The following is a 22062-nucleotide window of genomic DNA, read 5'->3' on the forward strand; positions in this document are numbered from 1 at the left end:
CGATGTCCAGCCCCGACAGTGCGGTACAGGCCGCCTCCCCGCCCGGAACCGCTGTCCCGCCGGCCGCGCCTTATGCGCGGCCGGATGGGAAGGCCTGGTTCGTTCTCGCCGTTCTGTGTTTTGTCTATGTGCTGAACTTTCTGGACCGGCAGATCATTTCCATCCTTGCCAAGCCCATTCAGGATGAACTCGGCATCACGGACGGTCAGCTGGGCCGCATAACCGGCCTCTACTTTGCGCTGGTCTATTGCATCCTGGGCATTCCTGTCGCCTGGATTGCAGACCGCACGAACCGGGTGAAAGTGCTGTCGGTTGCCTGCGCCATCTGGAGCGCAGCAACGCTTTTCTGTGGCCTGGCGCGCAGCTATCCGCAATTGGTGGTGGGCCGGCTGGCGGTCGGCGTTGGAGAGGCGGGCGGCGTGCCGCCATCCTATGCCATTATCTCGGACTATTTCCCTCCGGGGCGGCGCGGAACAGCGCTGGCCTTGTTCAATTTCGGGCCCCCTATCGGCATGGCGCTTGGTGTGGCGTTCGGCGCCTCTATGGCGGCGGCATTTGACTGGCGCATCGCGTTCATCTCGCTCGGCATGGTGGGAATAACCACCGCGCTCTTCGTGTATTTCTTCGTGCCTGAGCCGGAAAAGGGAAGGCTTGATGCCCCGCCATCTGCACCGGCCCTTGAGCCATCAGTAGGCAAAATACCTTCTGCGGGCTCTGGCTTCTGGAGCACGATGCGGATGTTCTTTACACGGCCGGTTTTGATCCTCACGGCGTTGGCCAGCGGCGCTATCCAGTTTGTCACCTATGCCACGCTGAACTTCACGACGCTGTTCCTGATGCGCGAGAAGGGCATGACGCTGCAGGAACTGGCACTGTACTATTCGATCCTGCTCGGGGTCGGGGTTGCTGCGGGCATGTATGTATCTGGTTGGCTGGTCGACCGGTTTGGCCAAAAGTCAAAAGTTGCCTATGCGCTGGTGCCGGCTATTGGTTTGGCGGCGGCCATCCCCTTTTTCCTCGGCTTCGTCTGGGCGCCTGGCTGGCCGCTTGCGCTGCTGTTCCTGATCGGGCCGACTTTCTTCAACTATTTCTATCTCTCGCCAGCCGTCACCCTGGTGCAGGAAGAGGTCCGCCCGGATCAGCGCGTGCTGTCCGGCGCGCTGCTCCTGCTGATCATGAACCTTATCGGCCTCGGTCTTGGGCCGACCTATCTCGGCATGGCGAGTGACATGTTCAGGGCGGAAAATCCGGAAAACTCACTTCAATTGGCATTCTACACACTGACTCCATTTTACGTCCTGGCGGTCATCCTGTTTCTCTGGCTGGCCCACGCGATCCGGAAGGAAGAAGCCCAGAGGGTAAAGTCATGACGCGCATGAGTTCTATTCTTGCAGGCCTCACGGCCATGTTTCTGGCTACCGCGTGTGCAACGCAGGCGGGGGCCGCTGGTCCTGTCATCAGCGCTCCGGCTGGCATGATATCGGGAACTGTGTCGGGAGATGTCGTTGTCTACAAAGGTATTCCGTATGCGGAAGCGCCTGTCGGGGAGTTCCGCTGGAAGCCACCTGTTCCTGCCGCCCCCTTCGAGACGGTGTTTGCAGCCTCTGACTTCGGTCCGGCCTGCATCCAGCCGCGCCCCAGAGAAGGCAGCATTTATGCCAATCCGCCCGAAACGGTGAGCGAAGACTGCCTGACACTCAACATCTGGGCGCCGGCAGACGCCGCATCTGCGCCTGTGATGGTGTGGATACACGGCGGCTCTCTCACCGCGGGTTACTCGGGTGAACCCCTCTATGACGGAACAGCCCTGGCTGAGGCTGGCGTGGTGCTGGTGTCGATCAACTACCGGCTGGGCGTGCTGGGGTATCTCGCGCACCCGGAACTCAGCGCCGAATCGCCTGAGGGTGTGTCCGGCAATTACGGCCTGCTGGATCAGATCGAGACGCTGCGTTGGGTCCAGCGCAATATTGCAGCCTTTGGCGGGGATCCAGGGAATGTCACGGTTGCTGGCGAGTCTGCCGGGGCGCTGAGCGTGATGTATCTCATGGCGGCGCCGGATGCCCGGGGACTTTTTCACAAGGCGATTGCCCAAAGCGCCTATCTCATTCCGACGCCTGAATTGAAGACGGCGCGATATGGTCATTTCGCGGCGGAGGATGTGGGCAGCTACATTGCCCAGGCCACTGGCGCAAACGATCTTGCCGGTCTTCGCGCGCTGGATGGCGAAATCTTGACGGCCGCAGCGGCGGTAGCAGGGTATGCGCCCTGGGGCACAGTTGATGGCAAAATCCTGAAACGGCAACTCGTTGATACATTTGATGCCGGCGAGCAGGCTGGCGTGCCCATTCTTGCCGGGTTCAACAGCGGGGAAATCCGGTCCATGCGGTTCCTGATGTTACCCGTGCCGGTAAGCGAAGAGGTGTATGAGGAGGCCATCCGTGAGCGGTATGGGGATCTGGCCGATGCGTATCTTCGGCTTTATCCGTCCTCAGATCTTGTAGAATCTGCTCTCGCGGCACCGCGCGATGCGCTCTATGGTTGGACGGCCACACGGCTCGTGCGGGATCAGGCTGCACTTGGCGAAGCGGCCTATCTTTATCATTTCGATCATGACTATCCGGCCGCATCGGCGCTGGATCTGAAAGGGTTCCATGCCGCCGAGATTCCCTATGCGTTCGGAACTCTCCGGAAGACGCCGCGTTTCTGGCCCGAAATACCTGAAACCGCAGAAGAGCAGGCGCTTTCCGATGCCATGCTTGGCTATTGGGTTTCATTCGCGCGGGACGGCCAGCCTGCAGTGGAAGGCGCTCCAGAATGGCACCCCTTTGCGCCCGGCAAGGCGTATATGAGCTTTGCTGGCTCGCCCCAGCCCGCCAGCGATCTCGATCCAGGCATGTTCGACCTGCATGAGACCGTCATGTGCCGGCAGCGCGCGGAAGGGCTGCAGCTGTGGAGTTGGAATATCGGCGTGAAGGCACCTGTCATCCCGCCCGCAGGAAATGACTGCCCATGAATATAGACAGTATGCAGGCCTATGACCTGACCCTTGATAAATTCCTCACCCATGCCGCCAAATGGCATCCGGACACGGAGCTTGTCACGGCTGGAGATACGCCAGGTGTGGCGAGTGACAGGGCCGGCTATGCCGCGCTGGAATCGCGGTGCCGGGCCGTTTCAGGCCTCTTGTCTCGCTTGGGCGTGAAGCCCGCAGATCGTGTGGCGACGCTTGCCTGGAATACGCGGGCGCATGTCGAGGCATGGTACGGTATCATGGGAATGGGGGCCGTGTGTCATACGCTGAACCCGCGCCTGACCGCCGACCATCTTGCCGCGATGGTGACCCAGTCTGAAGCCCAGATACTGATCGTGGACGGCGATCTTGTGCCCTTGGCCCGCCAAGTGGCCGAGCGGGTGCCCGGGATCAGGCAGATACTGGTCATCAATACGCCTGAGGCGGAGGAAAGCCCGGAAGCAGGCCGCGCAACGGTCGCGTTATTGGAGACGCTGCTGGCCGAAGGAGCGAACGAGCCAATGGCCTGGGGGGACTTTCCCGAAACTGCGCTCTCGGGCCTCTGCTTTACTTCCGGCACAACTGGGGCGCCCAAAGGCGTCGCCTACACTCATCGTTCCAGCTATCTCCATACGCTCCGTGTCCTGCAGGCCGACGTCATGGCGATTACGGCGCAAGATGCTGTGCTCGCCATGGTTCCGATGTTTCATGCCAATGCCTGGGGGCTGCCTTTTGCGGCCCCTGCGGTGGGCGCCAAACTCGTCCTCCCGGGCCGGCGCAGTGACGGCGCCAGCTTGGCCCGGCTTATCAGTGAAGAAAGGGTGACCCTCGCTGTCGGCGTGCCCACCGTCTGGCTGGGGCTGATGGATTATCTGGATGAAACAGGCCTGAAGCTGCCCTCCCTGAAGCGGATCATTGTGGGCGGCGCGCCCATGCCGCCCGCGTTGATGGAGCGGCTGGAGCAGGGGCTGGGCATAGTAGTTCAGACAAGCTGGGGAATGACGGAGCTTTCTCCGCTCGGTGTGATCATGCCGCCAGATGCGCCCTTGCGCTCTCCCGAGTTCTCCGGGCGCCCTGCCATCGGCATGGATCTCCTCCTTACGGATGCCAGCGGGACCCCTCTGCCACAGCAACGCGGCGCCGAAGGGCATCTCAAAGTGCGCGGCCCATCTGTGGTGGAGCGGTATCTTGGACAGGACCAGTCTGCTGCCGGTGATGACGGATGGTTCCCAACCGGCGATCTGGCGCGGATTGATGAAGACGGACATCTTATCATCACCGGGCGTGCCAAGGATCTTATTAAATCTGGCGGAGAGTGGATAAACCCTGCGGAAATAGAAGCAATCATCAGCGCATTGCCGGAAGTGTCACTCGCCGCAGTGATTGGCCAGCCGCATCCCAAATGGGGCGAGCGTCCGCATCTGATCGTCGAGCTCCGCAACGACAAGGAGATAGACGATGATACACTTCTGGCGCCGCTCGAAGGAAAAGTGGCAAGCTGGTGGATTCCTGATACCGTGATCCGTCTGTCCTCAATGCCACTGGCTGCCACAGGCAAGATCGACAAACAGAAGCTCAGGGCGGACTTCGGAGTCTTGTAGGCTGACATTCTGTGAGCAAAAGGAAACTGGCCGATGAAATTTATCTCCAGTCTGGCATCCGCCGCCCTACTTCTCGCAGCCTGCACGACCAGCCCGGCTGGTCTCAAGGATAACCCGCTTCCGGAAACCCTTCCGGGCTGCCCTCAGGCCATCGCTTATTCGCAAGCTCATCGCGGCCTTTCCGTCCTTGTACTGCAAAATGGAGATGTCGTCTGCAGCACGGGTGGGGCAAGCATTGAAACCCCGTATGAGCTATGGTCCGGAACGAAGAGTTTCGTGGGCGTCATGGCGGCTGCTGCAGTTCAGGACGGTTTGCTGTCCCTGGATGAACTCGCCGCAGACACATTGCCGGAATGGGCCGATGACCCGGTTAAGTCTCGCGTCACGCTGCGGCAAATCCTCTGGATGGTGGAGGGGCAACCCAGCGAGATCGGGAATCCGCCAGGATATGCCGGCGCGGTTGACGTTGGCTTCAACGCGGCGCCGGGAGATCAGTTCCAGTACGGCCCCGTGCCCATGCAGCTTTTCGGTGAGATCATGCGCCGCAAGCTTCTGGCCGCGGGGTTGGACGCAGATCCGCTCGCCTATTTTGACCAGCGTATCCTTGGCCCCCTTGGCATAACCGGCTATCGCTGGCGGCAAGGCACAGATGGATATCCGCTGATGCCACAGGGTGCCCTTCTGTCCGCGCGTGAATGGTCCGTGTTCGGTGAATTCGTTCTTCGCGGCGGCTATAGCCCGGATGGGACGCTGCTTGTTGCCCCGGATGCTTTCGCCGAAATGTTCGAGGGAAGCGAAACCAACCCAGCCTACGGACTGACCTGGTGGCTGGGGCGTCCGTCGTCATCTCCTGATCCGGTAACGCGCGGGTCCGACCTCCGCCAGCACCTTGACCGGTTGCCGCCTGATCTTGTCCTCGCTTCGGGGGCGGGCGGACAGCGTCTTTATCTCATCCCCTCGCGCGGCCTGGTGATCGTGCGGCAGGCGGACCTTGACTTTGAAGCGCTCCGGGCCGGGCAGGGCTCGGACTGGAAGGACACAGAGTTTCTGAGCCTGTTGCTGGGCGACACCGAGACGCCCAGGCCACCCCCAAACGTCGCCGAAACGATGACACAGGCCCGATCGCCCGATGGCCACTTCATCAGCTGGCGCGAACATCTGATTGATGCGGAAGATGTGAATGGCGGTGTGGCCATTCGCGGCGGCGACGGGCTTGCGATGGCTGACCTTGATCGTGACGGAAAGGCAGACATCGTGTCGGTGCATGAGGATTCCGGACATGTCCGCATTGCCTTTGCCGGCACGGGTCCGCAGGACTGGCATCTGGTGACGCTGGGCGAAGGCGCCATGGTGGCCGCCGTGGAAGATGTCGCAATCGGCGATCTGAACGGGGATGGCTGGCCCGACATCCTGGCGGCGTGCGAAGAAGGCCACCTCATCTACTTCGAAAATCCCGGTGCGCAGGCGCGCTCATTGACCTGGGCCTCAATCATCCCGGAGGTAACCACGGGACGAGGCTCCTGGCTGCGCGTGTTCCTGGCTGATCTGAACGGAGATGGCCAGCTTGACGTTACCGCAGCAAACAAGGGTGGCACAAATATAATTGCCCCTGAAGACCAGGGGCGCATCGAGAGCACCACCTCATTGTTCCTGCTGGATGGCCCGCCTCTGGAACAGGGCTCATGGCGCGAGCAGGTTCTCCTCAGCGATGAAATCGCCAACACCGCCCAGCCTATAGATGTCGATGGGGATGGCGATCTGGATGTACTCGCTGCAGCCCGGAACCGGCAGGAAATGTTTATCCTGGAGAACCGGTCGATGCGTACCGATGGCACCCTCGATATGGCCGTACACAGAATTAATATCAGAGCCGGATTTGACGTTCCGAGCGGATGGGAGGCGCGTGCCAACGCCTTTCAGTCCGACTGGGCCGACCTTGACGGCGATGGCCGGCTGGATCTGGTCGTAAATGTCCTCGAGACGGCGCCAGACACACCGGTGCACATAGGTCTGGCCTGGCTGAAGCAACCTGAATCCCTCAGCCATCCCTGGATCATGCAACGTATCGGCGATGTGATGCCGGACTGGATAGCCGGTCTCACCCTGGCGGACATTGATGGCGATGGATACCTGGATGTCATCGCGGGCGGATATTCGGGGCTGAACATTCTAGCCGGCACATTCTCCGGCGCTCCTCGGCTGATGGATGATCCTGAGGCGACACCCTCGGATACGCTTGGACGGATGGCCTGGTTCCAAAATCCGGGAGCGGAGGAGGGCGCCTGGACACGGCATGACATCTCTCGCCGGGTGCGCGGCATGTATGACGCATGGATCGCCGTCGATATGGATGGAGATGGGGATCTGGACTTTATCTCGACGCGCGGCAATAGCGGCGCGCTGGATGGCGTGTTCTGGATAGAGCAGGTGCGCAGTCCTTCGCCGGCCCGGAGTTTCACACCGGCCCGCCCCGTGGACAGCCAGGAAATGCCCCTGCCGCCAGAGAACTGGCTAAAGCAGTACCGGCGCGGTCAAACATACAGGCCAGCAGACAATACGGACTGATCCTTGGCCAGATAACCCTCGCTATCGGGCAAAGCCAAAATGAAGCTCGTCTCCGTTGCCGCAGAAACGCGCACGTCATACGGTTTCAGATCAGACGGCGGCGAACCTGGCTGGCGAATGCATCCAGGGCGAGCACCGTGGCGAATATTACCAGAAGGATAGTTCCCACATGCCCGTATTGCAGCATGTCAAACCTTCCCTTCAGCTCTTGCCCGATGCCGCCTGCGCCGACGATCCCAATAACTGTCGCCATACGGATATTCCGGTCTACGACATAAAGGGTGAGCGCCACGAATGAGGGAACGACGTTTGGCAGGACTGCCAGGCGGAGGACCGTTAGACGGCTTGCGCCGAGTGCGGCCAGGGCTTCCTGGGGGCGTATGTCGGCGGTCTCCACATCGTCTGCATAGAACTTTCCCAGAAATCCGACGCTGTGAAGCGTGAGGGCAAGAATGCCCGCAACAGGGCCGAAGCCGAACAGAAGCACCAGAAACAGCGCGCTCACGAGTTCCGGGATGGTCCGTAAAAGCGAAACAAGGGAGCGTGCAGCCGTGCGGACCATGGGGTGGGGTGTAAAGTTGCGCGCGGCGAGCGGCATCAGGCAGAGGCTGGCAAGCATCGCGAAAAGGCTCGCCCAGATTGCCATCTCTATGGATTGGAGCATCTTTCCGCAGACATAGAGCAGATAACCAAATGGCTGCACTAGATATCGCTCTGTAATATCGCGCGTCTCTATTTCGAGGGTTTCAGGGTTCAGCGCCGTTTCGTGCCGCGTCACCTCTTCAATGCGCGAGGGCCAGGCGCGCGGTTCACTGCCCGCCTCAAGGGGCGTTCGCTCGTCCATCACTAGCGGGAACATCTTGTCCTCGATCGAGGCAAGCCCGCGCCCAATCTGGGAGCTGTCAGACCCCGAGCCGAGACTGGCTGCAACAAACTCCTGCACATTGCGTACAAAGACGTTGAGCTCCACGCGCGGCGCAGACCATACCAAAAACGCAAAGCACGCCAGAACGGCCAGCAGTGTCTGGCTGCCATAGACCGGCTTTAACCGCCATGCCTCGGGCGGGCGAAGATCGCCGGCAGCATTCTGGGTCATGCTGTAACGCTCCGCTTAAGGATCGGTTCGGGCGCGTGAGGGCTGATGGAAAGGGCGTGCGGGGCGCCGTCAAACTCTTTATGCCCGGTCTTGATAACCACAATCCGGTCTGCAAATTCATGTGCCAGGTCCGTCTGGTGCAGCGAACAGAGCACTGCCGCGCCGCGTTCCTTTGCCGTTCGCCGCAGAAGGGCAATGATGTCGCGTGAAGTTGCCGGATCGAGGCTTGCAACGGGTTCATCCGCCAGGATGATAGCGGGTTTTCCCATCAAAGCTCTTGCGATGCCCACACGCTGCCGCTGGCCGCCGGAAAGCTCGCGCGCCCGGCGGTTTACATGGCTTTCGTCAAGGCCCACTTCGGCCAGCAACCGGCACGCTTCAGCTTTCACAGCCGGGGGATAGAGCCGCAGCATCAGCCGCCAGAGCGGCAGTTCGCCTGCCAGGCCGGCCATGACATTCTGGGCCGAGCTTAACCGGTCGATCAGCCCATGGTCCTGATGCACCATTCCCAGTTTGCGCTGGATCTGCCGGCGTGTGGCTGAGGTGAGCGGGGTGCCCTGCAACGAGATCTGACCGGAAGTGGCAGGCACCAATCCGGAGATAAGCCGTAACAGCGTCGATTTCCCCGAGCCTGACGGGCCAAGAATGACGCAGAACTCACCCGCGCGGAGATCCAGATCAATCCCCTGAAGCGCAATTATGCCGTTATAGGCTGCACTTACGCCCGAAAGACTAAGTATGGCCGGGTTCAGGCTGGGGCCGGTGTTTCGCGCGTCCGTCACCGGTAAGTGCCCGCGCGCCGCACCAAGGCGGCCGTAAACACGCTATCCACACCTGCTACGGGCCGAAAGGCGGTTTCAAAATCATCATCCGTGATCGTAATATCGTACTGGTCGACCCGTTTTCCGCCATATCCGCGAATATCATCGGCAGATATGCCGGGTTGTTCATGCAGAGCGCCAAGGGCGGCGCGCAGTCTGGACTTTACGGCCGGCGGCAGCGCTTTGGCCGACACCATCGGAGGGTTGGGAATAGGGGCTGAGCGTCCCACGATCCGGAAGCGGGAAGCTTCAATCGCGCCCGAATTTGCCGCGCGTTCGAACGATATGAACGACGCAGCAGCGCCATCCACCAGGCCGTTGTCCAAAGCAACAAGTCCGCTGGTGTGGCTATCCCCGATGCGCACCTGAGAGAGATCCTTCCGCGGATCAATGCCGGCGTCCAGAAGTATGCCGATGGGAAAGACAAAGCTGCTCGCCGATTGTGGCGGACCGAATGCCACGGATCGGCCGCGCAGATCCGCCGCGCTGGAGATACCACTGTCTTTCAGCGCAAAAATCCCCGCAAAATAGGTCGCGCTGCCATTGGTGGATTCCACGGCCAGCAACTCGGCGCATCCGCGATCACGGGCCTCACGATAGGATGTCGGGCCAAGCCAGGCGACGTCTGCAAGTCCCGTGCACACTGCTTCGATCGCCGCCGCATAGCTCTGGCCGACGCGCACACGGAAGTGCAGTCCGCTTGTCTTGGTCAGCGCATTGAACAAGGGAAGGAAATCCGCCCGGGTGCCGTCTTCCGTGCCGCCATCGGCTGGGATCAGGATGACTTCCAGCGGTTGGCGGGCGCTGCCATCCCTCGCCTGGGCCAGCGCGGGGAGCGTTCCCAACATCCAGATGCATAGCAAAGCCGCAATGATGCGCATGGCTAACCCCTTTTTACGTCCATCCGCAGGCTAGCGGCTCGCCGCAACAATAATGTGACGTGACGGGAAAATTTCAGGGTTGTTTGTGAATTTTATTCAATTCTGCCTGTGCTAGATTTTATTTTCCCGCAAAGTGCGGCAGACGGGTCTTTTCGGGCAGCGGGCGCCCGGCATAACACCCGCATGTGTTCAGGGAGCAGGCAATGAAGAAAAAAGAGACGCAGTCCAAAAGCGCCCCCGGCGCAAGGAAGGACACGGCAGTTGTTAGCAATGTCCTGAGCCGCATCCGCATCCGGCAGGCGTCCTTGGGTCCCAGTACGAGTTCCATTGCCGAGTTTGTGCTCAACAACCCGCGCCGCGTTGTCGGTATGTCGGTCACCGAACTTGCCGCTGAGACGGGGGCCAGTGATGGCAGTGTCGTCAATTTCTGCCGCCAACTCGGCCTGACCGGATTTCAGCAACTGAAGCTCAGCCTGGCGCAAGATACCGTTCAGCCGGTGCAGTTCATACAGGAGGATCTCCAGCGGGGAGACGATACCGGAACCATATGCCGCAAAATGTTTCATGCCGGCATTCAGGCGCTGCGCGATACGCTGTCGGTGGTGGACGCGGACGCGATTGATCAGGCTGTGCAGGCAATTCGGGCGGCCGACCGGATCGAAATCTATGGAATCGGGTCCTCCGCGCCGATAGCGGAAGACGCACAATACCGTATGCTGCGTATCGGAATCGATGCGCGCGTTGTGGTGGACAGCCATATTCAGGCCATCAGCGCCTCACGTACCGGCCCGAATGTCGCTGTGCTGACCATATCGCACTCCGGCGCAACGCATGAAACCCTTTCCGCCACCCGCCTGGCGCATGAGGCCGGCGCAAAAACCATTGTCATTACGAACTTCGCCAATTCCCCCATTCAGGCTTATGCCGACATCAAACTCTACACGATGTCGAAGGAAACCCGCTTCCGTACTGAAGCCATGACCAGCCGGATCGCGCAGCTTTGCGTCATCGATACGCTGATTGCGGCCCTTGCTATGGCGGATTACGACCATGCCACCGAAACGCTTCGAGAAACCTTCGATGTCCTTTCAATCAAGCGCTTCTGAGGGGTTCAGATCAGCCTGGCGAAGAATTCCTGCGGGGTCGGCGCAACCAGAAGGCAGGGCATTCCTATCCCAACGGCGCCTTCAATGTCGGTATCCGGGTTATCCCCCAGCATCACGGTGCGGTGAGGGGAGGTGCCGATGATCCGGCACGCTTCACGGAAAAAGCCCTCGCTCGGTTTGCCAATAATCTCGGTCTCGGCCTGAGACAGATCGACCGCCGCTTCAAGGGCGGCGTGAAAAGCGCCGGTCTCAAGCCGGATACGTGCATTGGCGCCCCGGTGCGAGCCATCCGGATTGGCGACGATGAGTTTTGCGCCACCGGCCAGGCAGTTTGCCGCGCGTTCCAGTGCGGCATAGGTCACCCGTGTATCCCGCATCAGGATGACGACATGTGCTTCCTCTCGCACAACCTCAATGCCTGAGCGTTGAGCCAGGGCCTTCATGGCGGGGCTGCCGATGATTATGGCCCGTTTGAGCCCCAGATCCCGCGCCCGCTTTATCGCAAACATACCAGCCAGCAGGATGCGCTCCGGAGGCAGTTCAATGCCGGATTTGTCCAGAATGGCGCGCATTTCGTCTGGGGTATGGGTGGAATTGTTCGACACAATTGCCAGCCGTTTCTGATGAGCGCGCAGAAATGCTGCAGCTTCAGGAACCAGAACATTGTCTATTGCGCAGCACCCATCCCAATCCAGAAGAAATCCGTCAGCGGACTTTATGAGTGATTTGGGGTCCCGGCTGCGCAGCTCTTCAAGGGAAATAACATTCTTCATGCGCGGCGGCTTAGACGAAATGAAAATAATTCAAAAGATAGAAAATTATATGTGAGTGAATTTTATATATGAATTACACAAAGTTCACCGGCGCGTCACATTCACCCGCTACCCGGCCCCTGCGCAGAACTGATTGCGCGCAAAGCTATTGCGGTTGCCCGGTCAGGCCGGCGCAACCTGAACCTCGGAGGGGTGACGGTGAGATACGATCTGAAAAAGAGACTGTTGTTGAGTGTTGGGGCCGCACTGGTCTCGGCCAGCTTCGCGGCGCCTGTGATGGCGCAGTCCGAAGTTGCGGAAGATGATGAGGCCCGCCTCAGCACGGTGCTGGTCGAGGGCCGCCGAGTGGACCAGGCAACGCCGATGGCGATTGATCTCGTGCAGTTCGGCAACCAGGTTCAGCTGATCGACGCACAGAAGATTGAAACGGGCGGCTTCACGAACTTTGGGGAAGCGGCAGCGGGTCTGATCCGCGGCGCAAACATTGGTTACTCACCCGATGAGGGCGAATTCACCATCCGTATTGATGGTGGTACGGACCGTGACACGCTGCTTTTGGTTGATGGCGTTCCGTATTTCGACCGTTCCAGCCCGTCAGAAGATCTGTGGCCAGCTACCGCTATCGACCCCCGTATGATCGACAGCGTTGAGGTCTATCGCGGTGGTCAGTCGTTGTATTTCGGCTCAAACGGCGGCCTCGGTGTGGTCAGTGTAAAGACGAAAGAACCTGACGGCACCAAAAAAGGCCAGATCGGCGTCTACGCCGGTTCATTCAAGACCCGTGAAATCTATGGCAATGTGTCGATGCCCATCGACTCCGAAGGCAAGCACAGCTTCCTGGTGTATGGCCGGTCCTATCACTCTGACGCGCACGAGCTTTTCGATGTCTCCGCCTATGGCGATAACGTCCTCGCTCTTGGCGGGTTCCAACCTTACCCCTATGACTTCAACAGCATCGGCGCGAAATATCTCTGGAAGATCGATGCGAGCTCAGAACTGCGCCTGGGCGCAAGTTTCTCCACCATCGACTTCCACGACTCTTTCCCGAACTCGACCATCTACACACCCAACTTCACCGAGTTCCCGATCTATACGGCGAACTACAAGAAGTCCTTTTCGGACAATTTCCGGATCGAGGTCGACTCTCACTGGCAGAAGCCACAGCTGAAAAACCACGAAGTGCTGGCCCGCATCTGCCGTACGCCGCGCCTGCAGGATCTGCCGGCAGACGTGCGCGCTATCGCTGCGGCTCAAGGGATCACCAGCTTCACAACGGCAGCACAATACGAAGCCTTTGCCGCCACCGTACCGAACCTCTCGGCCGGCTGCGTGACAAATCCCTACGGAACCACAAGCGGCGCGGCCACGAGCGCGAAGAATGGCTGGATGGTGAACCAGGACCCCAGCAGCCCGTATTTCGGTCAGCCCTACGGCACCATCCAGAACCCGTTCCCGATCGGCGCGCCTATCGGATACGTGATCGAGACGACCACCTCCTTTGGGGACAACACACCGGTCAAGGGCTGGGGGTCAACGGATAACCGCCGCTCCGGTTACATTGACTATGGGATCAATGCCCGCGGCACCTACCGCCTCAACGACCTTGTCGAAGTTGTTGGCGGTGTTCAGTACACTGCCTATGAAGATGCGTCCGACGACTCTTTCGGGGTCAAAGATGTGAAGGTCACATCGACTGGCCTCTATGGCGATCTGCGTCTCAGCCTGCCGGTTCTGGAAGGCCTCAACGGCTCCTTCGCTGTCCGCCAGGATTTCAATGAGGGTTTTGATGATGAGATGATCTACAAGATCGGCGTTCGTCAGAACCTGCCGGCCGGCATTTATGCCCGCGCCAGCGGTGGCACATCCTACTCGGCGCCCAAGATCGACGAGATCGGCGCCTACGGGGCCAACCAAAACCTCAACCCCGGCCTTGAGCCGCAATCGGTCGAAGCATTGAATGCCGGCGTCGGCATGGACGGCTCGTTCCGGGGCGGCACCTTCAACATTGAGCTGGGATACTTCAAAACCGACATCAAGAACCAGTTTGGTACGCGGTCGGTTGAATCGGTTTGCACACAATATGCGGGCAACCCGTTTGGCCTCGACATCATCAACCGGAACCGGGAAAGCATCGTGCCGCCTGACTCCTTCTGCGCAACGGCGGCCAGCCGTGGCCTCGACGGATCGGAGGTTGTGGCTGTCAACACCCTGGACATCCAGGAAATCGAAGGCTTCACAGTCGATCTCGCCTTCGACTATGGCCCGTTCTCCGGCGACGTGTCCTACACCATGATGGACTCCCTAGAGACCAACCCGGTATTTGGTCTCCCGGCCCGTCTGGATGGGACAACAGCAAACCTGGGCTTCGTGACGCCCGGCCCGGCAGGGTCGCAGGAGAAACGCCAGTCCGGCGAACGCCCGGAATGGACCGTCTCTGCCCTGTTGACCTACAAGCCGACCGATCAGTGGGTCTTCGCGCTCAACCCGCGCTTTCAGGGGCCGGAATGGGCCTATGCGCCGACAACAGCAGCCCGTCTCGTGGACGCCGATGGCAACCGCGTGGTCGATGATGTCAACTTCGGCAACTATTTCGTCCTCAACGGGTCCATCCAGTACTTCTTCGGCAAGGACCACGAGCACCGCATTCTCATTCGTGGCGTGAACCTCCTCGATGAGGGCTATTATGAGCGCTACTCCGGCGGTGCCAGCCTGACGCTGGACCGCGCTGTGGTCCGCGGTGAGGTTGGCGTCAATGACAGCGCTTACTACCGCCAGTATGGCTGGAACGGCAAACCGCGCTCTGCCTGGATCCAGTACGAGTACCGCTTCTGATCTGCGTGATGGCGGCGATCATGTCGAGCCGCCATCCGCCGTTGCCGGCCAGTGGCTTTCCCCGGGCTGCTGGCCGGTCCTCTGCTCGCATCTCTTCCATTCAGGAGAAATCACGCATGTTTTCCCGCAGGTCGTTTATTGCGCTTACCGGTGCTGCTACTGCCGCAGTGGCGTCCCAGCGCAGCTTCGCTGACAGTTCATCTGTCTACTTCACGCTCGGCATTGCCTCGGGCACTCCGCGCCCCGAGAGTGTCATCCTCTGGACGCGGCTTGCGCCCGATCCCCTGAGGGGCGGTGGTATGCCGCCCGGCCGCGCCGAAGTCCGCGTGCGCGTTGCCCGCGACCCTGCCATGCGCGATGTCATCCGCGACGAAATGGTAGCCACGTCCGACGCCAAGGCCCACTCGGTCCATTACAAATGCGAAGGCCTCGAACCTGGCCGGGAATACTGGTACCAATTCAGCTACAATGATGAAGATACCGTCATAGGGCGCACACGGACGACAAACCCCAGTGATGACCAGGCTCGCATCGCGCTGGCCTACTGCCAGCACTATGAAGCCGGCTACTACGCTGCCTATCGCGATTTGGCTGAGTGGATGCCTGATCTCGTCATCCACACGGGTGACTATATCTATGAGGGCGGCGTCGGCACGCTCGGCTCTTATATGCGGGACGTTGGCGCCGGCGAACGGCGCCTGTTCGAAACCGTACGCCTCCACAATGGCCCGGAAATCGTTACGCTCTGGGACTACCGCAACCGCTACGCCCTCTACAAAACCGATCCCCATCTGCAGGCCGCGCATGCCATCGCGCCCTGGATCGTCGCCATGGATGACCATGAGATCGACAATAACTGGGCTGGCGCCATCCCTCAGGATCCCGAAAAGCAGACCGGTCTGGAGTTCCGCGTTCGCAAGCTCGCCGCATTCCAAGCCTATTACGAGCATATGCCGATCGAGACGCCGCCTTGGGTCAAGGGCACCGAATCCGGGCTGCTGATGCACGGTGCCTTCCGCCTTGGCCCGGCGCAGGTCCACCTGCTGGACACCCGCCAGTTCCGGACCGACCAGCCCTGCAGCGATGGCCGCAAGGCCTATTGCGAGGAAGCCAACGATCCTGCTCAAACCATGATGGGCAAGGCGCAGGAAGAATGGCTGCACACGGAACTGAAACGTTCCGGCGCCGCGTTCAACCTGATTGCCACGCAGGTGTGGTTCACGCCCTATCGCTACAATGCGCCGCCTGAGGCACCTGTTACCAATCTTGACAGTTGGGATGGTTACCCGCTCGCCCGTCAGAGGCTGGCAGACATGCTGGCCACCGGCGTGAAGAACCCGGTCTTCCTCACCGGCGACTGGCACACTGCCATGGCGTCGACGCTCTACCAGACGCCGTTCGATACGCGCTCGAAGCGTATCGGCCACGAACTGGTTGGCAGTTCCATTTCCTCAGGCTGCCCCTGGGCGCGTGATATGGAAGTGATGCGTGAGGCAAACCCTCATGTGTCCCATCTGAATGGCAAACAGCGCGGGTATCTGCGTGTCACGGTCAGCAAAAAGGATTGCGCAGGCGATTTCCGGGTCGTCGAAGATGCCGGCCGCTCGGATTCCCGTGTGTATACGGACGTAGAGATCCGCACCCGGGACATCTGATCCAATCCCCGGAAAAACAAAGGCTGGCCGGAACCTTTCGGGCCAGCCTTTTTCTTTGCGCGCAACATCAGTTGACCGCAAAGGCAAACAGCAGGGCCAGCAGAACGGTCCAGAGAAGGAGGAGGGCGGCGATCAGAGTGGCCAGGATGGGGCGCATGTTTCACACCAGGTCGAAGATTTCAGAATTTATGCGCCAGAGCGGCACACCCATGGCCAGCAGCGCGGCGCGGGCGGCATCCGTCATGGGCGGCGGGCCACACAACATATGAGACCAGGCGCGCGTCTCTTCCGTCAGGTGCCGCTCAAGAATTTCCTGGTCCAGGAACCCGCTTTCGCCGTCCCAGTCTTCCGGCGGTTTTTCCAGCACATGGACCACCTTCAGATACATGTCGCGCGCCAGTGCCTCCAGTTCCTCCCGTAAGGTCACCTCGCTCCATTCCTTGTTGGCGTAAAACAGGATTACCTCGCGTGTGTCGCCGCGTGCCCTCATGGACCTGAGATTGGCAATCATGGGCGTAATTCCGATGCCCCCGGCGATCATCACAAAGCCGCTGGTCGCCGCTTCCATGTCTATGGAAAATGCTCCGTATGGGCCATCAATCCATGCCGGTGTTCCCGGCTGAGCCTTGATGACCTCGCCGGTGAAATCCCCCAGCGGCTTGATGGAAAGAGACACGGCCGGGTCGTCTTCCGGTGCATTGGAAATCGTGAAAGGGTGTTCGCGCAGGCCGAAGGGGGAATTGCCAATGGTCAGCCAAGCAAACTGCCCTGGCATCCAGCCTTTGAGCGCCTTGCCCCGCGGCTCCAGAACCAGCGTGTGAACGCCCCCGCGTTCGGGAATGTTCTTGACGACTTGCCAGGGGTTCCGCGTCTGACGCCACGGCCGGATCACGCGCACCCAGACAAGCAGCAGAAGCCAGCCCGCGCTTGCGCCAAAGATCATCGCGCGCTTGTCCGCCGCCGCTGTAAAATGCCCAACGCCGAGCACATGCGCAATGGCGGCGGCAAAGGCGATGATTGCCAGCGCCACGTGCATTGTGCGCCACCAGCCATATTCGATGCCCAGCCGTTTGCGGAATTCAGAGGTGATCACCAGCAGCGCAAACGCCAAAAGCGCAACGCGCCCCAGGGTAAGCTCCCAGCGTGCCGTGAGCGGATTAAGGTCACCCAGCGCTGGCTCGAACCAGATGTACAGAATGCCGAAATGAGCCAGCATCAGGGCCAGCGCGCCCATCGCCATGTAGCGATGAAACAGGTAGACAATATCAATGCCGAAGGGCTGTACCATACCCCGGAAGCGGGCGGTCAGAACAAATTGCAGACCGGCCACGGCCAGTGCCCCAAAACCAAGACCCTTTGAGAAATCCCATAACACGCTAGTCCCCGGCGCGCGTTGGCCAGATATCAGTATAAGGAATGGAACAGCCAGAATGCAGAAGGCTGCGATGACCCAGAAGGCAGCGCGCTTTTTCATGGAAGCATGGACGTGTCTGGCATCATCAGTGCCAAACGCGCCGGAGCCCAGATGGTTCCACTCTAGGCAGGTGGCCGGACGCTAACCTGGCGCTAAGTTGTTCCGATGGGAAATATAGTCCGCCTAGAGAAGTATTTCTGGTGTCGGCGCCGCCTGCGGGCATGTGTTGTCTCGCGCAACCGTAATCTTGGGGGGCTCTGTTCCGCGGCAATTTTGTGCAATAATAAGCGAAAACCAGCCGTTTTGCGCCACTTGCGCAGTTCTTGTGGTGGCGATATGCGATCAATCCACGTCGAATCGAGTGTATCTGAAAGAGTTTAAAGCAGACGAAAACCCTGTGTTAAGGCTGCTGCTGTATCAACCGACCTACTTACTGAAGGAAACAGAAATGGCCGTTAAACCGACCACCGCCAAGAAAACCCCGGCTGCCAAAGTCGCGGTGAAAAAAGCTCCTGCCAAGAAAGAAACGGCAGTCAAGAAGCCTGCTGTGAAAGCGGCTCCCAAGGCCGCCCCGGCGAAAAAAGTTGTTGCAAAGAAGGCAGCTACCCCTGAAGTGCTGACCCTGAAGCACATCGCCGCAGAGCTTTCTGAGGCACATGAAATGCCGAAAAAGCAGGCTGAACTCGTCGTGAGCGACTTCATCGACCGCATGGGCGGCCACCTGAAAAAGGGCAAGAAGCTGCGCATTTCAGGCCTCGGCATCCTGCAGGTTCGTGCCCGCCCGGCACGTAAAGGCCGCAACCCGGCAACCGGCGAAACCATCAAGATCAAGGCGTCCAAGAAAGTTGCTTTCCGCCCGTCGAAAGATCTCAAGGACCGCGTTCTCTAAGCAGCGTTTGTCCTGAATGGAAACGCCCGGCCCGCGCCTTGCTGGCCGGGCGTTTTCGTTTGGGGCAGTTGCAAAAACAGTAAGCGGAGTAATCTGGAGGGGCGGCTCCGCGCCGCCTGCTGCGCGGGTTACAGCCATTTTCGAAGTCTATCCAGGTTACCGGTTGTCCCTGCCTGCCCGGGCCGTTAGGTTGGCGCGGAGATCGCGAAAGGGTGGTTCGTGCTGGGATCAGGGCCGGAATCTGGGAATGTGCCAGGTGAAGAAGAGGTTCAGCGCCTGATCGACGCCCTCTATCCGGAGCTGAAGCGAACGGCAGCGGCCCTTGGCCGGCGGGCGGGCTCGCCTGAAACGCTCCGCTCCACGGTTCTGGTGAATGAAGTGTTCCTGAAGCTGCGCCGGTCGGGGGGATATGCAGATGAGAAACACTTTCTGCGAACGGCGGCGCTGGCGATGCGCCAGATTCTCGTAAATCATGCGAAAGCGCGGCTGGCGGCAAAGCGGGGCGGCGGCAGGCTGGACCCGCTGGACGAGAATATGCCGGTCTATTGGGAGAGTGACGAGCGGCTGGTGGAGTTGAGCAGCGCGCTCGATCAGTTGGCGGAGGTTTCACCTCGCCTGGCAGAACTCGTGCAATACCGCTTTTTTGCCGGCTATTCCGAAGCCGAAACCGCCGCTCTGATGGGCGTTACCGATCGCACTGTGCGGCGTGACTGGGTGAAGGCAAAGGCTCTGCTGATGATGTACATTGAGGGGGAGGAACTCCCGCCCGCATCTGATACGCCCGGTTGAGCCGTCACAGCCCATATTTCTCCCGCACGCCGTCTGCCGCCTGCTGCAGGCGCGCGCCCGATGGGCCAAGGGCAGGCAAATCCGTCTCCGCGCGCGCCAGGGCTGCCCTTGCCTGATCCGGCTTTCCGGCATCGGCTAGTGCACGGCCATGGGCGATGTTGGCCATGGCGCGAGCGGCAGGGTTTTCTCCTGCCAGCTTCACGGCTTGTTCCGCTCGCGTTTCACCGCTGGCCCCATTGGCGACTTCGGCTTCAGACAGACCCGATAGCGCCGCCACATGCAGTAATGATCCCGGCCCGGAGTATCGCGCGGCCATATCGACTGCCTCGGCAAGCAGGGGCCCGGCCTCGGCAGGGCGTTCCAGCTGCAGCAAAACCTTGCCATAATTGTTCAGCAGCGCTGCGGTGGCCGCAGAGGGTCCAAACAGGTTGCGCCGCAGGCGCAGCGCCTCGGCAAACAGCGGCGCAGCAACCTCAGCGCGGCCCTGAAGCATTTCGACAGCGGCAAGATTATTGGCGGTGTTCAAGGCATCTGGGGTCTCGGAGAGGCCGGTTGTGCGCCATATTTCGCGCGCGGCTTCCATTGCCTGCCGCGCCCCGTCCAGATCGCCCATCGTCTGCAGGGTCACGCCCAGATTGTTCTGGAAGATGCCCGCCTGCCGGTTCGTCGATCCATGCAGCGCGATATGATCGGCCAGCGCCGTCTCCAGTAACCGGGCGGCGGCTGCCGGGTCAGTGACGCGCAGCATCTGTGCTTCCACCAGGCGGCTGTCAATCAGCCGTATACGCCATTTCGACGGATCGCCATTCCAGAATGCCTGTGCCTGTTTCAGAAGGTCTGCCGCTTCGTCCATGCCGCCCGTACGCACCAGCGCCTGGGCAAGGTCAAACCGCGCGAGCGCCAGCGTGTCGGGCGGCGCGCCGGCTTCTTCTCCCGTCAGGATCAGCGTCCGGAGAACGGAGATCGCCTCTTCATAGTCGCCCAGAAAGAAATAGAGCTCTCCCAAAGCGTGGAGCAGGGGCGCGGCTTCGGCGGGATTGTTCACATATTGCTGGCGGATGCGGCTGGTGGCGCGCTTGAGCACTTCGCGGCCCGTGGCGTCGGTCCCGCCCGCTTCGGCGCTCTCGCCCAGCAGCAGGTAAAGAGACTGGCGCACAGCGTCGCCGCGCGTCTCTTCAGCCATCGCCGCGTCACGCGCGGCGATGGCTTCGTTGCGCTGCCACAATGTGGTGACGAGTCCTGCGGAGAGGCTCAGCATAATGGCCGCCGCCGCCGCAACCGGCCATCGCCATTGCCACAGCTGCCGCTTCAGGCGGTATCCCTTCTCGCTGGCGCGCGCTTCCACGCCGTCCCCGCTGAGCACCCGCCGCAGGTCTTCGGCCAGCGCCTCCAGGGCGGCGTAGCGATCCCCCGGCGGCTTGCGCAGCGCCTTCTGCAACACGGCGTTGAGGTCGGCAACTTGCCGGGCGCGGGCTGCCGCCAGCGCCGGCGAGGCTGCAGCATTCAGCGGCGCAGGCACTGTGTCCAGAATACGCCCCACACCAAGCGCCACCGGAACGCCCTCAAGACTGATCGGCGGCTTGCCCGTCATCAACTCATACAGCAGCGCAGCGGCCCCATAGACATCGCAAGGCGGGCCAACTGGCTCACCGGTCAGCAACTCGGGCGCCGCATAAGGCGCTGACAACGGCAGCAACCCCTCTGTGCGCGCGCTGAGGTCCATCTGTTTGGCAATGCCAAAGTCTATCACCCGGGCGCGGCCGCTCGCGTCAATCAGCACATTCGCCGGCTTGAGATCGCGGTGCAGCACCAGCGCCTTGTGAGCGAAGGCAACCGCCTCGATCGCCTCAAGCGCCTTGTTGATGCGCGTGGAGAAATCGGCCGCATGGTCCCGGCACCAGATATCAATCGGCCCGCCTTCAATCCGCTCTATCACCATCCAGGGCTGGCCCCCGGCATCAACCCCGCCATCATAGACGCGCGCGAGGCCGGGATGGTCCAGCCGCGCCAGAATCTGCCGCTCCGCCTCAAACCGCCACCGGCTCTCGTCCGACCCCTCAGGCAGGCGCTTCAGCGCGCCATGCTGCTCAAATCCGCTGTCCTGCCGGGATACCGCATAGACCGCGCCCATGCCGCCCCGGCCGATAAGCCCATCAATGCGCCAGGCGCCCACACGTTGTCCAAGATTGTCCGGAACTGTCCGGATCTGTCCCTCAAAGGGCAGGCGGGTTTCCAGAAAGTCTGCGCTTTTTTGCATTCGCTGCAGCATTTTGCGCGCCGAGCGGCGCAGGTCTTCGTCGCCACGGGTTTGCGCGTCGATGAAGTCCAGCCGGGCCTCTTCGGGCTGCTCCAGCGCCTCGTCCAGAAGGGCCGAGAGGCGTTTCCACTGTGCTGCATCCATGGATGGCGGCTCCCCGTCTTCCCCCGCCAAATTGACCGGAACCCACCGCGACGCGCAAGACCAGACCCACCGGAACCTCGCCCGCGAACCTTTTTCGCCTCGCATGTCCGCTTTTTCGCTCGAACGCTGTTTTCAACAACAGATGCCTTCCTGCGGGCGTCTGGAGAGCCAATCATTGTGGGTGGCCCTCTTCTTCGGTTCTGTTCTTGTGCTGGCTGGAATTGGCGGC

At 60.7% G+C, this 22062-nt stretch carries 15 protein-coding genes; 9 read left to right on the forward strand and 6 right to left on the reverse strand.

Annotated elements, in window-relative coordinates:
* Window positions 1–2 precede the first annotated feature (2 nt).
* The 4 genes from ACQKI2_RS09245 to ACQKI2_RS09260 are packed head-to-tail and all read left to right on the forward strand — an operon-like array spanning window position 3 to window position 7176.
* On the forward strand, window positions 3–1370 hold the full coding sequence (locus tag ACQKI2_RS09245; RefSeq protein ID WP_427379409.1) for a spinster family MFS transporter: 1368 nt from the start codon (window positions 3–5) through the stop codon (window positions 1368–1370).
* Window positions 1371–1375: 5 nt separating this feature from the next.
* On the forward strand, window positions 1376–3013 hold the full coding sequence (locus ACQKI2_RS09250) for a carboxylesterase/lipase family protein (protein ID WP_427379528.1): 1638 nt from the start codon (window positions 1376–1378) through the stop codon (window positions 3011–3013).
* Window positions 3010–4611: an AMP-binding protein gene (locus ACQKI2_RS09255; protein ID WP_427379410.1), complete on the forward strand. Its 1602-nt coding sequence runs from the start codon at window positions 3010–3012 to the stop codon at window positions 4609–4611. Before ACQKI2_RS09250 ends, ACQKI2_RS09255 begins: the two co-directional genes overlap by 4 nt.
* 33 nt (window positions 4612–4644) lie before the next feature.
* The gene (locus ACQKI2_RS09260; protein WP_427379411.1) at window positions 4645–7176 is read left to right on the forward strand and encodes an FG-GAP-like repeat-containing protein; all 2532 of its coding nucleotides are present in this window, start codon (window positions 4645–4647) and stop codon (window positions 7174–7176) included.
* 85 nt (window positions 7177–7261) lie between these two features.
* Here ACQKI2_RS09260 and phnE read toward each other — a convergent pair whose 3' ends face one another.
* Genes phnE through ACQKI2_RS09275 form a run of 3 tightly spaced genes read right to left on the reverse strand, consistent with a single transcriptional unit; the run spans window position 7262 to window position 9974 of the window.
* Window positions 7262–8272 carry a phosphonate ABC transporter, permease protein PhnE gene (gene phnE / locus ACQKI2_RS09265; RefSeq protein ID WP_427379412.1) on the reverse strand — a complete coding sequence of 337 codons (1011 nt, stop codon included), beginning with the start codon at window positions 8270–8272 and terminating at the stop codon, window positions 7262–7264.
* Entirely contained in the window at window positions 8269–9054 is a 786-nt protein-coding gene (locus tag ACQKI2_RS09270) for a phosphonate ABC transporter ATP-binding protein (RefSeq protein WP_427379413.1), read from the reverse strand. The genes phnE and ACQKI2_RS09270 overlap by 4 nt, the downstream gene beginning before the upstream one ends.
* Entirely contained in the window at window positions 9051–9974 is a 924-nt protein-coding gene (locus tag ACQKI2_RS09275; protein WP_427379414.1) for a phosphate/phosphite/phosphonate ABC transporter substrate-binding protein, read from the reverse strand. The genes ACQKI2_RS09270 and ACQKI2_RS09275 overlap by 4 nt, the downstream gene beginning before the upstream one ends.
* Window positions 9975–10177: 203 nt before the next feature.
* Between ACQKI2_RS09275 and ACQKI2_RS09280 the strand changes: the two genes are divergently transcribed.
* On the forward strand, window positions 10178–11080 hold the full coding sequence (locus ACQKI2_RS09280) for a MurR/RpiR family transcriptional regulator (RefSeq protein WP_427379415.1): 903 nt from the start codon (window positions 10178–10180) through the stop codon (window positions 11078–11080).
* A gap of 5 nt (window positions 11081–11085) precedes the next feature.
* Here ACQKI2_RS09280 and ACQKI2_RS09285 read toward each other — a convergent pair whose 3' ends face one another.
* A complete protein-coding gene (locus tag ACQKI2_RS09285) occupies window positions 11086–11853 on the reverse strand; it encodes an HAD-IIA family hydrolase (protein WP_427379416.1) in 768 nt (255 codons plus the stop codon).
* Between the two features lie 228 nt (window positions 11854–12081).
* Between ACQKI2_RS09285 and ACQKI2_RS09290 the strand changes: the two genes are divergently transcribed.
* Together ACQKI2_RS09290 and ACQKI2_RS09295 are read left to right on the forward strand one after the other, a co-directional pair.
* The gene (locus ACQKI2_RS09290) at window positions 12082–14685 is read left to right on the forward strand and encodes a TonB-dependent receptor plug domain-containing protein (protein WP_427379417.1); all 2604 of its coding nucleotides are present in this window, start codon (window positions 12082–12084) and stop codon (window positions 14683–14685) included.
* 116 nt (window positions 14686–14801) lie between these two features.
* Window positions 14802–16340 (forward strand): alkaline phosphatase D family protein, encoded by a 1539-nt coding sequence (locus ACQKI2_RS09295; RefSeq protein ID WP_427379418.1) that lies wholly within the window; start codon window positions 14802–14804, stop codon window positions 16338–16340.
* Window positions 16341–16500: 160 nt separating this feature from the next.
* On the opposite strand, the gene ACQKI2_RS09300 is transcribed toward ACQKI2_RS09295, so the two are convergent.
* Window positions 16501–17814 (reverse strand): ferredoxin reductase family protein, encoded by a 1314-nt coding sequence (locus ACQKI2_RS09300; protein ID WP_427379419.1) that lies wholly within the window; start codon window positions 17812–17814, stop codon window positions 16501–16503.
* 388 nt (window positions 17815–18202) lie between these two features.
* Between ACQKI2_RS09300 and ACQKI2_RS09305 the strand changes: the two genes are divergently transcribed.
* Both ACQKI2_RS09305 and ACQKI2_RS09310 read left to right on the forward strand, forming a co-directional pair.
* A complete protein-coding gene (locus ACQKI2_RS09305) occupies window positions 18203–18643 on the forward strand; it encodes an HU family DNA-binding protein (RefSeq protein WP_427379529.1) in 441 nt (146 codons plus the stop codon).
* Window positions 18644–18892: 249 nt separating this feature from the next.
* Entirely contained in the window at window positions 18893–19432 is a 540-nt protein-coding gene (locus ACQKI2_RS09310; RefSeq protein WP_427379420.1) for an ECF-type sigma factor, read from the forward strand.
* A gap of 4 nt (window positions 19433–19436) precedes the next feature.
* Here ACQKI2_RS09310 and ACQKI2_RS09315 read toward each other — a convergent pair whose 3' ends face one another.
* Window positions 19437–21833, reverse strand: a complete 2397-nt coding sequence (locus ACQKI2_RS09315; protein WP_427379421.1) for a protein kinase domain-containing protein — start codon at window positions 21831–21833, stop codon at window positions 19437–19439.
* Window positions 21834–22062: the final 229 nt, after the last annotated feature.

The organism is Hyphomonas sp. NPDC076881 (assembly GCF_050269995.1).
GTDB lineage: Bacteria > Pseudomonadota > Alphaproteobacteria > Caulobacterales > Hyphomonadaceae > Hyphomonas.